General features: G+C 59.5%; 17 protein-coding genes and 1 pseudogene. 13 read left to right on the top strand and 5 right to left on the bottom strand.

Annotated features, from left to right (window positions below; all coding sequences use genetic code 11):
- Nucleotides 1–75: 75 nt before the first annotated feature.
- Nucleotides 76–1,104: an IS110 family RNA-guided transposase gene (locus tag V474_RS23645; RefSeq protein ID WP_059153006.1), complete on the top strand. Its 1,029-nt coding sequence runs from the start codon at nt 76–78 to the stop codon at nt 1,102–1,104.
- Between the two features lie 210 nt (nt 1,105–1,314).
- Here the strand turns inward: V474_RS23645 and V474_RS23640 are convergent, their stop codons facing one another.
- Both V474_RS23640 and V474_RS23635 read right to left on the bottom strand, forming a co-directional pair.
- On the bottom strand, nt 1,315–1,920 hold the full coding sequence (locus V474_RS23640) for an RNA polymerase sigma factor (RefSeq protein WP_236711419.1): 606 nt from the start codon (nt 1,918–1,920) through the stop codon (nt 1,315–1,317).
- Between the two features lie 560 nt (nt 1,921–2,480).
- Nucleotides 2,481–2,759: a WGR domain-containing protein gene (locus tag V474_RS23635; protein WP_059153624.1), complete on the bottom strand. Its 279-nt coding sequence runs from the start codon at nt 2,757–2,759 to the stop codon at nt 2,481–2,483.
- 214 nt (nt 2,760–2,973) lie between these two features.
- On the opposite strand from V474_RS23635, the gene V474_RS23630 reads away from it, so the two are divergent.
- The 7 genes from V474_RS23630 (at nt 2,974) to V474_RS23610 (ending at nt 5,862) form a co-directional block, all read left to right on the top strand.
- On the top strand, nt 2,974–3,390 hold the full coding sequence (locus tag V474_RS23630) for a hypothetical protein (RefSeq protein ID WP_059153623.1): 417 nt from the start codon (nt 2,974–2,976) through the stop codon (nt 3,388–3,390).
- Nucleotides 3,391–3,469: 79 nt separating this feature from the next.
- Nucleotides 3,470–3,745 (top strand): type II toxin-antitoxin system RelE/ParE family toxin, encoded by a 276-nt coding sequence (locus V474_RS23625; RefSeq protein WP_059153622.1) that lies wholly within the window; start codon nt 3,470–3,472, stop codon nt 3,743–3,745.
- Nucleotides 3,746–3,866: 121 nt separating this feature from the next.
- Entirely contained in the window at nt 3,867–4,172 is a 306-nt protein-coding gene (locus tag V474_RS23620) for a HigA family addiction module antitoxin (protein WP_236711418.1), read from the top strand.
- Between the two features lie 53 nt (nt 4,173–4,225).
- The gene (locus V474_RS25920) at nt 4,226–4,540 is read left to right on the top strand and encodes a DUF6804 family protein (RefSeq protein ID WP_148649540.1); all 315 of its coding nucleotides are present in this window, start codon (nt 4,226–4,228) and stop codon (nt 4,538–4,540) included.
- Entirely contained in the window at nt 4,537–4,830 is a 294-nt protein-coding gene (locus V474_RS23615) for a hypothetical protein (protein WP_059153621.1), read from the top strand. Before V474_RS25920 ends, V474_RS23615 begins: the two co-directional genes overlap by 4 nt.
- A gap of 3 nt (nt 4,831–4,833) precedes the next feature.
- A complete protein-coding gene (locus tag V474_RS25315; protein WP_082699998.1) occupies nt 4,834–5,211 on the top strand; it encodes a DUF805 domain-containing protein in 378 nt (125 codons plus the stop codon).
- A gap of 87 nt (nt 5,212–5,298) precedes the next feature.
- Complete coding sequence (locus tag V474_RS23610) at nt 5,299–5,862, top strand: recombinase family protein (RefSeq protein WP_059153633.1); 564 nt, start codon at nt 5,299–5,301, stop codon at nt 5,860–5,862.
- A gap of 76 nt (nt 5,863–5,938) precedes the next feature.
- Here the strand turns inward: V474_RS23610 and V474_RS23605 are convergent, their stop codons facing one another.
- Nucleotides 5,939–8,953, bottom strand: a complete 3,015-nt coding sequence (locus V474_RS23605) for a Tn3 family transposase (protein ID WP_059153620.1) — start codon at nt 8,951–8,953, stop codon at nt 5,939–5,941.
- 131 nt (nt 8,954–9,084) lie between these two features.
- Between V474_RS23605 and V474_RS23600 the strand changes: the two genes are divergently transcribed.
- On the top strand, nt 9,085–9,645 hold the full coding sequence (locus V474_RS23600; protein ID WP_059153619.1) for a recombinase family protein: 561 nt from the start codon (nt 9,085–9,087) through the stop codon (nt 9,643–9,645).
- Here the strand turns inward: V474_RS23600 and V474_RS23595 are convergent.
- Nucleotides 9,640–9,852 carry a hypothetical protein gene (locus V474_RS23595; RefSeq protein ID WP_059153618.1) on the bottom strand — a complete coding sequence of 71 codons (213 nt, stop codon included), beginning with the start codon at nt 9,850–9,852 and terminating at the stop codon, nt 9,640–9,642. The genes V474_RS23600 and V474_RS23595 overlap by 6 nt on opposite strands.
- 130 nt (nt 9,853–9,982) lie before the next feature.
- Here V474_RS23595 and V474_RS23590 point away from each other — a divergent pair, with 130 nt between their 5' ends.
- Nucleotides 9,983–10,690 carry a TetR/AcrR family transcriptional regulator gene (locus V474_RS23590; RefSeq protein ID WP_236711417.1) on the top strand — a complete coding sequence of 236 codons (708 nt, stop codon included), beginning with the start codon at nt 9,983–9,985 and terminating at the stop codon, nt 10,688–10,690.
- Here the strand turns inward: V474_RS23590 and V474_RS23585 are convergent.
- The gene (locus V474_RS23585) at nt 10,685–11,512 is read right to left on the bottom strand and encodes a TetR/AcrR family transcriptional regulator (protein ID WP_082699997.1); all 828 of its coding nucleotides are present in this window, start codon (nt 11,510–11,512) and stop codon (nt 10,685–10,687) included. The two genes, V474_RS23590 and V474_RS23585, sit on opposite strands and share 6 nt — an antisense overlap.
- A 24-nt stretch (nt 11,513–11,536) precedes the next feature.
- Here V474_RS23585 and speB point away from each other — a divergent pair, with 24 nt between their 5' ends.
- From speB to V474_RS23570, 3 genes and pseudogenes are all read left to right on the top strand, one after another.
- Nucleotides 11,537–12,574 carry an agmatinase gene (gene speB, locus V474_RS23580; RefSeq protein ID WP_082699996.1) on the top strand — a complete coding sequence of 346 codons (1,038 nt, stop codon included), beginning with the start codon at nt 11,537–11,539 and terminating at the stop codon, nt 12,572–12,574.
- 84 nt (nt 12,575–12,658) lie between these two features.
- A complete protein-coding gene (locus V474_RS23575; protein WP_148649539.1) occupies nt 12,659–13,027 on the top strand; it encodes a hypothetical protein in 369 nt (122 codons plus the stop codon).
- A gap of 56 nt (nt 13,028–13,083) precedes the next feature.
- Nucleotides 13,084–13,533, top strand: a pseudogene (locus tag V474_RS23570) (IS21 family transposase); the annotation flags it as partial.

The following is a 13,533-nucleotide window of genomic DNA, read 5'->3' as shown; positions in this document are numbered from 1 at the left end:
TTTTATGGAATGGCCCGCCCCAACTCTCCCGACATCGGTTACAATGCCGGTGCTTGAATAGAGGAGGAACGAGCCATGACTATTGTGATGATCGGAATCGATTTAGGCAAGAACAGCTGCAGCCTTGCCGGACTGGATGAGAGCGGCGCGGTGGTTTTGCGGCGTCGGATGCAGCCGGCGACGATTGTAAGTTTTGCGGCAAAGCAACCCCATTGTACGATCGCGATGGAGGCATGCTGCGGAGCGCACTATCTCGGCCGGCTGCTGTCGTCTCAGGGCCACACGGTCAAGCTGATGGCGCCGGAGTATGTGCGCCCCTACGTGAAAGCGCAGAAAAATGACGATCGAGACGCTGAAGCGATAGCGGAAGCGGCGACGCGTCCGACGATGCGCTTTGTCGACCTCAAGACGCAGGAGCAGCTTGATATTCAATCGCTGCACCGGGTGCGCTCCCGTCTCGTGGGCGCTCGCACAAGCCTGATCAACCAGCTCCGGGCTGTGCTGCTCGAACGGGGCATGACTGCGCCTCAAGGGCGACGCAAGTTCGAACAGGCTATTGAAGGGCTGCTCAACGATCCTGAGCGTTTGCCCGAAGGACGTGTGCGGCAGCTCGTGGTCGACATGCGCGAAGAATGGTTAGGTCTGGACGCCCGGATAGGCAATCTCGACACAGAGTTTGTTGCACTTGCTCGTGCCGACGAAACTGCGCGACGACTGACCTCGATCCCGGGGATTGGCGCGCTTAACGCGACGGCGCTACTGGCCGCGGCCGGAAACGCCGAAGGCTTCGACCACGCGAGAGATTTTGGCGCCTGGCTAGGTCTGGTGCCCAGGCAGCACACCACCGGTGGCAGACCCAGGTTGCTTGGTATCAGCAAGCGTGGGAACACGTATTTGCGGACGCTATTGATCCACGGCGCGAGAGCCGCGCTGCCCACTCTGGAGAAAACCGACTCAGCATTGGGGCAATGGTTACGTGATCTGCTCGCAAGGCGACATCGCAACGCGGTCGTTGTGGCGCTGGCCAACAAAATGGCTCGGATCGTCTGGGCGCTGATCAGGCACAAGGCCGTGTTTTCTCTTAAACCGGCGATAGTCGCTTGATGCAATCGATCACCGGCAGACGACCTGTTTGGTGATCCACGGAATGTCTGCGGGAGGAATTTTGAAGATGGCCTGACGGTTCACCGACGTCCCAACAGCCTGACCAAAAAAATGGCACTTGATGCCGTGACTTTTATGAGGCCAGGGACGTGCGGCTCTCCATCTTGGCAACGGCCCAGCCGTTATGCCGTATACGTTGATGCAGACCAGTCAGTTGCCAGTCGAATAAAAACTCTTGCGGACGGGGCGGGCCATACGTTTTTTGGGCGGCATGAGCCGTTTGGCCGCTGGCGGGAGAGTATCGCGGTCGGTCCGATCGGCCAGCAGCGGCGTCGATCGCTCCTCAATGAGGGCGCGCAGCCGAGTCCGCCCGCGTGCGATGCGGCTCTTGAACGTGCCTGCGGCAATGCCGAGCTGCGCTGCCCCGTCCTCAATGGACACGCCCTGGCTCGCCAGCAGCACCGCCTCACGCTGGTGGGGCGGGAGTTCGCTGAGCGCCCAATCTGTATCCCGCAGCCAGATGGCGAGGCTTTGGGTCTCGTCCACCCTCAACATACGGTCGCGCGCATCTTCGGGTAGGTCGGCGTGAAAGCGGGCGCGGCGGCGCCCTGTGAGAAAGCTGTTCTTCATCACGGTCCGCGCCCAGGCGGCGAGGCTTGTGCCCGCCGCGAAGCTGGCGCGCGCGGTCCAGCACCGAAGCATGGTGTCCTGCAGAAGGTCGTCGGCATCGGCACCCCCTCCAGTCAGTCGCCGCGCATAGGCGCTGAGCGCCGCCGCCTGCTCGATCAGCGCTGCTCCGAACGCATCGTCGGGCATGGCGATCGGCAATGAAATACGGACAGGCACATCGGACGGCATCGCATTCTCCAGGCAGGACTCTCCTGCCCTCAAGCGATATAGGACGCGCGAGCCGCCGATGTTGCCGGCTAGACCGCTTCAAGGCCCGCTTCGTCCCGTCTCGGTCGATCAGGGCCGCATCCGTGCTATAGGGCTCCCATATCGCAATCGGAGAGAAACGATGGAGCGCCTGTTTCCGCGCGCCTTGGTAGCGTGCATTCGTGAGGCTCGGCCGCCCACATCGCAGGAACTTGCATCAATGGCCGAGAAGATCTGGCGCGAGACTTACCCAAAGCGTCCATTTCGACGCGAGCGCGCCATGACCATCGCCGCCGTAGCACTCACAGGCGAATGCCCGACGCGCAAGGGACCGCCGGAATCCTGTCCTGCTGAACCATTTTCAACTAGAATGCGGAGCGCTACGGTAAGCCGATGGTCGTCGGGACTGTCGAGAGGATGCGCCGTTTGAAACGGCAATACGCTGGCCGTAGCACCGGCCAATTTCTGCAAGCGGCCAACGGGCCACTGGCGGTGCCGGCTCAAACCTTGATGGCCACCCGCTCGTAAGGCACTCCGATCCGGGTTTCGGCCGTGCCGCGCCGGCGCAGGGTTGCGGCGATATGACGCTCGGCGGCCGTCCGATCGGCGAAGGCATGGCGCTGAGCCTTGCCGGCCGCGCCGATCCGGCCCCAGCGGGTTTCGACGACGATCATGCCGAACAGGTCGAGGCTCGCTGTGATGCTGTAGCGCCGGTGGATGTTACGCGCCGGGTTGAACGCCACCAGTTCGATCGGATCTGGGAGAATTGCGCCTTTCATGGCGCAAAGCCTACGAAACAACAGCTCCAAAGTCCGGCGACTTTCCTGAATCAATGGCACGCTGGCGATTCAGGAAATCGATGATTCCTTGCATCGTTATCTCCTCTGCGGGAGTGCGCGACGCTTCTGACGCTGCTCAAGCCAGGCGGTGAAAGCCGCCTGTGTGCAAACGTCCAAGGGTTCGTAAGTGCTAGGCGCGACGCGCCGAAACAGCATGGGGCCGGTCCGAGCGGCGTTTCGGCCGAGAGAAACCTGGCAGCTATTCGCCGTCACCCCGCGCGGGCAGATGAACGAGGCGATTATGGAGAAGCGGGGATTGGGCTTCTACATCGAGCGCGGTCAGGAGCGGATACGGGAATGGTCCCACCAGCTCCGCGAGCGGGCCGAGCTGGCGATGCAGGGCATGTCGAGCCTGGTCCAAGGCGCAGCGCGGGCGATGCGATCGGGGTTGCAGACCAGCAGCGAGGGCGGGTTCGAGGCGGTGCCGGCGCTCGATCAGTCACCCCAGCGCGACCAGATGCCGGCGATCGAGCTGGACCAACCGGGGCAGCGTGGGCGGGATCGGCAGCGAGAGCAGGAGCTAGACCGTGAGCGTGGACGTGACGGGCCGGATATCGGGTTCGGGCGGTAGGGTCGCCGCCGAAGAATCGTTTTCGGCAGAGTGTAAGGTAATGCTTGACAAATGTCAGGAAATGCCTTACAATGTGTCTATGATTAAAACATACACCAGCAAGGCGCTCGAAGCCTTCGCCACCAAGGGAGATGGCTCAAAACTTCCCGTTCAAAACCACAACCGCGTTCGCCGCATCCTGCTCACGCTGGATGCTGCCACAAAGCCCGAGGACATGAATGTTCCGGGCTTTCGCTTTCACGGGTTGAGCACCAAGCCCAAACGATACGCAGTCGATGCCAGCGGCAATTACCGGGTCACATGGGCTTGGGATGACGACGATGCGATCGACGTGAACATCGAGGACTATCATTGAGGGGGCGTGCCCCTCCTAAAAATCTGTCAGCCAATGCTTGACATGTAAGGCTTTAGTTTACATATAGAGCTTATACAGAGACGCATGATGATCCGGGATCGGCCCGGACAGGAGACAGATGATGAACCAGCTCGTATCCGGCCTTGCCCCGATGCACCCCGGTGAGTTGCTGCGGGAGGACATTCTGCCCGCGCTCAACAAGCCCAAGGCGGAGATCGCCAGGCTGATCGAGGTGTCGCGGCAGACTCTCTACGATATCCTCGCCGAAAAGCAGGATGTCACCCCGACTATGGCGCTTCGGATCGGCAAGCTCACCGGCACCACGCCCGAAATGTGGGTGAACATGCAGCGCAACTTCGACCTCCGTGTGCAGGCCGTGAAGGACGCTGATATCATCGCGCGTATCCCGACGCTTGAAGCCGCTTGATCTGTAGGGCGGTCAGCAGCCATGCTGGCCGCTACTACTAGGGGGATGGCGCAATGACGCGCGCGGCAATCTGGCTTGTTCCAATAGCTTTATTGCTAATTGCACTACTAGATATGCCGTATGGCTACTATCAGCTGCTACGGGTCTGCATCTTCTGCACATCAGCATATATCGCTGTGCAGAAAAATGACAGCAATACAAATTTCTGGGTTTGGGGATTTGCCGCCTGCGCCTTGATATACAACCCAGTTGTTAAACTATCTCTTGGCAAAGAGATTTGGCCATTCGTCAACGTAGCTACCGTGGGATTGTATCTCAGCCACATGGTAGCCGAGCGGCGTATGAAAAATATGTTCCGGGGGGAATGATGAGGGTATTTTTTCAGATTGCCTATTTTGTTGTCGGCATAGTGCAGTTCTTTGCCGTTTGGGATGGGGCCGAGCATTTTCTAGGTGCTGAATCCTTTATAGGGAAAGCTTTTGCATTCGTTGCATCGCTTTTTGTGACGTACATACCTCTGCTTGGATCAGCACTTGGTGTTTACGGCGCTACAAATGTATGGGACTGGTCCATCACCAAATCCCTCTTGCTGTTCTTCTGGTATGTTCCAGTTTATATCCTGTTCATAGGATATGGATTCATCGCAGATCGGAAGTGATTTATGTCCCTCCCTGCGTTAGAAAACTGGTTCTCTTTAGATATTAGAAGAAACCGTAAGAGCTTTATGCTCAGCGTAGTGGCATTATTTGTCACATTCGCTGTGGCATATTTTGTATGGAGCATGTTTGCCGAGACAAGCCGTGGGAGGTCTATAGGTCTTCTGGTATTTGGTGTTCCAGCGGCAATCTGTAGTTATTTGCTTGTTGCTCAACGCCTGCGTGATTTTGGCGTAAGTGGCTGGTTTTCACTTCTTTGGATTCCAGTGAATGCTCTGGAAGGAGAGGTGAAAGCCGCTTTGACCTTGGCAGCATTATTAGTCCTTTGTGGCATACCAGGAACTACCGGCCCCAATAAGTACGGGGATGACCCTCTGGGATGATGCAAAAATCATAGGTTCTGCATCGCTTCGGAAACGTCGGAAATCCGGGCGCTTCCGTGATGCATATATCCGATGCACAATGGTCGCATGATCTACGGCTATGCGCGCGTCTCCTCTAACGGGCAGGACCTTACTCAGCAGGTCGCCCAGCTCCTCGCTGCCGGTTGCGTGAAGGTCTACCAGGAGAAGGCCAGCGCCGCTTCGGCCGAGCGGCCGAAGCTTAAGCGCGCGATCGGCGCGCTCGATGCTGGCGACGTGCTGATGGTGACGGCCACCGATCGCTTGGCCCGCAACACCCGTGACTTGTTGAACATCCTCCATGCGGTGAAGGAGGCAGGGGCCGGCTTCCGCTCGATCGCGGAGCCTATGGTGGACACGACCTCGCAGTTCGCCGAGGTCGTCATTGCCGTGCTGGGGATCGCGGCGAGCTGGGAGCGCCAGCGGATCGTGGAGCGTACCGCAGCCGGTCGCGACCAGGCAAAGGCCCGTGGCGTGAAGTTCGGCCGGCGCGCTGCCCTCACCCCCCACCAGCAGGCCGAGGCACTACAGCGGCTCGCCAGAGGTGACACCCAGCGCACCATTGCGGCCCTGCTCGGGGTCGATCAGGCGACGATATCGCGGCTGTCGCGGAGACAGGAAGAAAGGTCCTAATTAGCGATGTTTGGTTTCTTCAAGGGTCGTGCGGCTGAGCGGAACAAGAAAGTGTCGTAAGGGGCATTATTTCTTTTCAAAAGTCCCATTCGGAATTAGGTTGGCGTAGCGGTCTGAGGCCGCCGTTTGCGACGGCGTCGGGCACGGAGAAGTCGTAGCTCCCGAGGAAATTGATGTGACGCCAGAATATCGGCGAGAGTCGAGCGATATCGGCGGGCAGCGGTGGCGCCCCGGCCTCGCTGAGTTGGCGCACGGTTTCCTGCATGTAGACAGCGTTCCAGTGGACGATGGAGTTGAGGGCGAGACCGAGGACCCCGAGCTGCTCCTCTTGGCCTTGACGCAAAGGGCTTCTGATTTCGCCCCGATCGCCGTGATGGACGCGCCGACCGAGCTTGTGGCGCAATTCCTGCCGGTTGAGCTGAAACAAGATCCGTCGGCGGAACGGTCGGTCGTCGATGTATCGCAGGATGTGCAGCGTCTTGATGATGCGCCCCAGTTCAGACAGGGCCTTGGCCAGGGTCGTTGGGCGGTCTTTGACCTGCAGCATGCGCATGACGCCTGCGGCCTTGAGGTGGCCGAGCTTGATCGACCCGGCCAAACGGATCAGGTCGGACCAGTTTTCCCTAATCAGATTGATTTTGATCCTGCCCCAGGCAATCTCATCGAATTGTCCGTAGCTCGCCTGGCGGTCGATGCGCCACAGCTTCGCGCCGCCGATGTCCGCCAGACGGGGGCTGAATCGGTAGCCCAGGAGCCAGAACAGGCCGAAAATTGCGTCGGAATAGGCAGCGGTGTCGGTCATAATCTCCAGAGGATCGAGCTCGGTTTCCTGCTCCAGCAGGAGAGCCAGGACGACCAAACTGTCGCGCAAGGTGCCGGGGATGACCGCTCCGGCCAGCCCGCTGAACTGATTGGAAATCATGTTGTACCAAGTGACGCCGCGCTCCTGGCCATAGTATTTGGGATTGGGGCCGGCATGTATGGCGCTCGACGGAGCGACAAACCGCATTCCGTCCGCGCTGGCCACCTCTCCGGCGCCCCAGTGGCGAACGATATCCAGGCGATTGTGGGCGGCAACGATCGCGGCGTTCGCCGCAGCTATGGTCTCAGGCCGAATGAAATTCTGATTGACCCAAGACAGCCGGTCGCGACGCAGAGCCGCAATTTCCGGGCGCACAACTGGCTCAAGACCGATGTTGCAGGCGCCGCCGACCAGGGTTGCGCACAGGCTTATCTCGAAGTGCTCGACGGTGGCCTGACGCTCGCTCAGATGGGTAAAGGACTTGGCGAATCCGGTTCGCGCCATGACTTCAAGAAAGATGTCGGGCATCCCCGCCTTCGGCATGCGCGTTTGGACGGCGCCGCGCAGCGCACGAAGGCTCTCGGATTCATCAAGCTTGTCGAGGGGCGTGACCACAATCCCGGTCTTGTCGGCGACCGTCTCGAAACGCAGGTCAGGATTGTGGCCGGCGCGCGCGACGACATGTCGATATGCCTCGTCGAGAAGGCGGGAGAGACCGTCAATCTCAGTGTCGGCTTCCAGAGATCGGCCCAGGGCGCGTGCCACCATCAACCTGGAATTGTGCCAGGACTCGCCCTCGAGCATCCCGCGCCGAGGATCTCCGTATCGGATGCCGGGCTTGGCGAACACATCGCGATGCTTGATCGCGAGACGCCATGCATCGATGATCGCGAAGACATAGGCTTTCGGGTCCCGCACACTGCCTTCATGATCCAGGACATGTTGCCTCCACGCCTTTGGGATCGCAGCGGTCGGTGCGCCGCGCATCTTGGCGAGAGACGACCAGTCGTCTACGCCCTTGAGGTAGCTGATCGCGGCCTTGACGTTTTTGCCGCCCGGGGCGGCGTCGGTCTCGATGCGGTTGGTGATTTCGAAGAACAATTTCCGGGCACCCCGCCACTTTCTCCGCAGTTGGTCGTAGGGCTTGCTCTCTGCGGGCTTGGCGATCGCCTCCACCTTGGACATGGCGGCCTCGATGTCGGGACGGGGCAACCGCTCGAAGAGCACATCTCTCCATTCATTGAGGGGCAGGACATCGTCGGTCAAAACCAACAGACCCATCGCGTGGAGCAGCATCGCGGCGCCATCGAGATCGCGCAGACTGCGCAGACGGTCCTGTTTGTCGGCGGCTTCGGCCCCCTTCACCAAATCGGCAAGCAGAACCTCGGCCAGCTCGGCGGCATCGTCCTGGGCCGCCGCTTCGAGCGTATGGAAGAGCGCGGCTACAGTCGCGGTTCGACGAGGCTCCTGAAGGGCCGCAATGGCCGAAGGCTTGCTGACACGCGCTACCCGCGCGAGCCGCTCAAGGGTTGTCGCGGGAACACCCCTTGGTGGCGCCGGCCGCAGATTGAACGCCCGGACCGCATCGAGCCGATCAAGGTGACGGAAGAGCTCGGTCGGCATGCGCTTGGAGGGCACTGTCCGCAGCGCGTCCAAGGCGGCGAACGTGGATGTGTCGCCATCGTCAAACAGGGCGGCGATGCGCGCGCGTTGGTCATCGCTCAAGCTGGCGACCAGATGGCGCCAAAGCCTGGTCCGCGCACGATCGCGGATTCTGCCGACCAATCGCTCGACGACCGTGACGCCTGGCAGCAGCACCTTGTTGGCGATCAGCCAGGCCGCCGCTCGATCAATCAAGGGGCCGGGCCGCTCGTCGCCGCTCCAACAAAGGGCGTAGAGCCATCTGGTCAATCGGAAACGCGCCACCGCGTTGTCGCCAAAGTCCGTGAAGCCGCAGTGCGTCCGGATGAGCGCGAGGTGCCGGATGCGCCGGCTTCCCGCAAAATAGGCGTCCACGTCCGTGGCGGGCTCAAGAGCGAGTTGTTCGATCACGGTCGCCAGGACCGACGCGGGGATCTCGGAAGGAGAGACTGGAAATGCGCCCAGAAACCGGGCGCTCGTCAGCATCACGGTGAAGCCGAGCCGATTATGGTCTCCGCGCAGAGTTCCAATGAGGTCGCGATCAGTTTGGTCCAGATGGAAATATCGCGCGAGTTGGTCGGCCGACGGTTCGCCGTCGAAGCGAGAAAAGCCCTGACGCTGGGCATCAGTGAGGTGACGGGTGGGCATACCGTGCGAAACTTCCAACTTTTGCGAAGGGGACGGCCGATGCCGATAAACAAGGCGAATTTCTTCGCAAAATATATGTGCGAAATAAAGTCGTTTTGCAGCAACTTTCGCACAATGGCGGGAGCCTCCGCATGAAGCTCGGCTACGCGCGCGTCTCCACCGAGGATCAGAACCTGGACATCCAGTGCGCTCGGCTCTCGGAGGCTGGCTGTGAAATGATGTTCGACGAGAAAATATCAGGGGCCGCTCGTGGCCGGCTCGAGCTTGAAAAGCTGATGGGCCACCTGCGCAAAGACGATGTTCTCGTCGTCACCCGCCTCGATCGTTTGGCGCGATCCACCATCGAACTCTTGCACATCGCGGAACGTATCAGGGAAAAGCAGGCAGGATTACAATCGCTTGATGAACCTTGGGCCGATACCACGTCCCCGTCTGGCGTGATGATCATGACCGTATTCGCCGGGATCGCCCAGTTCGAGCGGTCTCTAATATTGAGCCGAACCGACGAGGGTCGAAAGGCGGCTATGGTGCGCGGCGTGACCTTCGGACGCCCAAAGAAAATGCGACCCGATCAGGCCGAGCTTGCTCGCCAACTTGTTCTGGAGGGCAAATCAATCAGCTCCGTCGCCAGGACCTTCAATGTTCACCCGGCCACTATCTATCGCTGCATTGAGCCAAACGGCTCCTTATGACACTTTTCTGTTCCGCTCAGCCGCACGACCCAAGAACAGGTCGTGCACCAGGACCCAGTTGCTCGGATATTTTTCCGGCAGTTGAGCGACGGCGGGGATCGGCTCCTCGGCCAGCGGCTGGGGGTAGTCGGCGGCCTGGGTGGGCGCCGCGGCCGCCGCCGCCAAAGCCATCAGGGCACAGCTCATCCGGTGCGTCGTGAAGCGCATGCAGACACTCCTCCTTCCGTTTTACGCTCGATCTCTAACGGTCGAGTCGCATGAACTTTGTTCGAGCGACTAAACTTAGTCAAGCGTCCAATGTTGATCGAGCGTTTTGCACGCACTAGGAGGGGATTCTGTGAGCAAAGGCTATTCTATTTTGACCGAATTTATCGTTCCCGATCTGAAGATTACCCCGCGGGAAGGGGGCTACGCACGTGGGCAGGACGGATTCGAGCATATATTGCGCTCGGCGCTGTCGCTGCTCGTGGAGCACGGATCCAAGGCGCTGACGCTGCGGCGGATTGCGGCGGAGTGCGGCATGAACGTCGGCAACCTGAACTATTATTTCCGTTCGAAGGACGAACTCGTTCGCGAGCTGCTGAACGCCGTTATCAGCAGCTACGAGGAGTCCTTCGGCGCGATCATGCATCAACCGGGCGCCGACGCGGAGGCGCGGCTGGCGAAGGTGGTGTCACTGGTCCTTCAGGATATCACCACCAAGAAAACGACCCGCTTTTTCTCGGAGCTTTGGGCGCTGTCCAACCATGATCCATTCGTGCAGGAGCGAATGGAGGAGCTTTATGCGCGTGCCCGCGCGCCGCTGAACGACCTGATTGCCGAACTCAATCCGGCGTTGCCCCAGGATGAGCGCGAGACGCTTGCGCTCTTCATTTCGGCCTCCATGGAGGGAACGACCATATTCGCCGGATATGACAAACCGTGGGAGCCACGCATACCCTGGTTGAAGCAGATCGCCATCCGGTCGTTCACCGATCTGATACGATCCATAAAACCCGGCGAAATGAAAAAAACATGCAAGGCGGAAGGCGTGATCGCCCTATAACAGGGCCTGGGATCGCCTCCTCCATTCGATTGGGTCGAAATCTATTGCGTACGCATTCAAAGTTTCCTTGATAAAGTCATGGAGATCGCTTTCACTTCTTTTCTTGGAAAATAAGGCGTGCGCGCAAAAGCGCGTTATGTGATACGCATCCGATCTACTTCGTTTTACGATATCACTTCCGTATGAATACAGCGAGCTTTCGACGATCGTTGATATAAATTGAGATACAAATTCAGGCGGATAATCAAAAAATACCGTGCATGAATTGCCAATTTCGTAAATATACTTGTAGTGATTATCCATTTTTTCTCGTGTTTTCGATATCGATGGAAATTTTTCTGATTTGATATCGGATAAAGAGAACAGCATCCTGTAATTTTCTTCTTCTGCAATCACGGCCCCGCTATCTATATAGACGCTAACCACCATCGCTTTTTCTGGATCTAAAATCGTCTTTTCTATCGTCTCATATAAATCAATGTATGGACTGGCCACGTAATCGTAGCATACCGAGAAAAGCTCTTCTTTATTGGCGAAGTGATGGAATACCGAAGACGGGTGGGCTCCGATCGCGGAACAGATGTCCCGGATGCTGGCGCCGGCATATCCGGCTGTCGCGAAGATAGGGATTGCCGCTGCCAGGATGTCCACCTTGGTCAGCGCCGCACGTCCGTCCTGCCGGGGACGCCCGGGACTTCGCGACCCCGCACCGCCCATGCCTTTCCCCCGTACCATGTAAGTCCTTCCCAATATTGTATCGACCGCTCCATCTTGACAAGCTTCAGCATGTCCAAGCATGTTGCGCTTGTCGAGTCGAAACATATCAAACGTGGAGTTGGGGACGAAATGGACGCTGACAAGCTGGCGCGCATAAGAGAGATGGCGAACAGAGATCCCTGGGTATTCAATGATGAGCGGTTGACCAGGGTATTTTCACCCGAAAACCGCAAGAACGTCGATCCGACGATGCCTTATGCCGGTCTTTCGACATTTCTGCGCATGCCCTATTCACAGTCCCTCGACGGCCTGGACGTCGCGCTGGTCGGGATACCGTCGGATCAGGGCGTGACTTTCAGGCCCGGAGCGCGTTTCGGGCCGCAACAGGTGCGCACCCTGTCGAGCATTGCCGGCGGGCCGATGCATCACCAGTCCCGCATCATCCCCACGGAATTATGCAGCATCGCCGACATTGGCGATGTTGCAATCGAGAGCAGCTATTCTCTCGATCGCGCAACGGCCGAAATCGAAGCCTTTTTCCACGCCATCGTTGCCGCGGGGGTGACCCCTCTGGCGGTGGGCGGCGATCATTCGGTCACCTATCCGATCCTGAAGGCCGTGGGAAAATCCCGGCCCGTTGGTCTCGTCCACATCGACGCCCACTGCGATACCGGCGGCGCGTGGGGCGGAAGCAAGTTCCACCACGGCGGACCGATGCGCAACGCGGCCGTTGCCGGGGTGCTCGACCCGGAGCGCACCGTGCAAATCGGCATACGTGGCAGAGCAGAACCGATTTGGGACTTTTCATACGATTCCGGCATGCGGGTCATCCATGTCGAGGAGTTCTTCGAGATGGGCGTCGATGCCGTCATCGCGGAGGCGAGAAGGGTGGTCGGCGATGGCCCCACTTACATATCCTTCGACGTTGACAGCATCGATCCGGCGTTCGCGCCCGGGACCGGCACCCCCGAGGTCGGCGGCCTGATGCCCCACGATGTCATGAAGCTCATCAGGGGGCTGCGCGGCCTCGACCTGGTCGGGGCGGATGTCGTCGAGGTGTCGCCGCCCTACGATCCGAGCGGGAACACGGCGCTCGTGGGCGCGACCATGCTGTGGGAACTGCTTTGCATCCTCACCGAGGCAATCAGCGCACGCAAGACCCGATAACGCACCATTACCCGGCACATCAGGGGATTATTTTGTAACGAGCGACCTATTTAATAAAAAAGGGGAGGAATGATGAAGGATTGCATGCGCATTCGGACGTTCGCATTGATGCTATCGGCTGTCCTCTGTGCCGGTGCGAGGCCGGCCTATGCCCAGGACAGCACCCCCTTCCGGCAAGACGATGCGTCGGCCGCATCGTCCGACAGCGGGCTGCTCGACGACATCGTGGTCACGGCCAACAAGCGCGCGCAGAACCTCCAGGACGTCGGCATATCGGTGTCCGCCTTTTCCGGCGACCAACTGAACAAGCTGGGCCTCGCCGGCACGCAAGGACTCGGCAGCCAGGTGCCCGGCCTTCTGGTCACGGATCTGGGAAGCCCGGCGACGACTGAGAACGGCGGAGCAATATTCGACCACGGTAGCGGCGGGATAGTCCTGCTGCGGGCGGCGTAAAAGTCGTCCACCTTGAAGCCTTTCTGCCGAGTCAGGGAGGTGTGGGGATCTACAGCGTGGAACTTTATCTTCAGGTCCGTCTGGCTTGCGCGGATGGCATGAGCCAACGGGCGGCGGCGAAGCGTTTCAATGTGTCGCGCGATACGGTACGCAAGATGCTGTCGTTTTCATCGCCGCCGGGTTACCGGCGCCAGTCCGTACCGCAGCGCCCGAAGCTGGACGGGTTTGTGGCGATCATTGATGGATGGCTTGAGGGTGACCGCAGTGTCCCGCGCAAGCAACGCCATACGGCGAAGCGGGTATTCGACCGTTTGCGCACCGAGCATGGTTTCACCGGCGGCTATACGATCATCAAGGATTACATCCGGGAGCGCGAACAGCGCAGCCGGGAGATGTTCGTGCCGCTGGCGCACCCTGCGGGAGATGCGCAGGCCGATTTCGGGGAAGCGCTGGTGGAGATCGGCGGGGTGGAGCAGAAGGCCTACTTCTTCGCGCTCGATCTGCCG

Source organism: Novosphingobium barchaimii LL02 (assembly GCF_001046635.1).
In the GTDB taxonomy this organism is placed as follows: Bacteria; Pseudomonadota; Alphaproteobacteria; order Sphingomonadales; family Sphingomonadaceae; genus Novosphingobium; species Novosphingobium barchaimii.
This window is presented reverse-complemented; position numbering and strand designations above follow the sequence as displayed.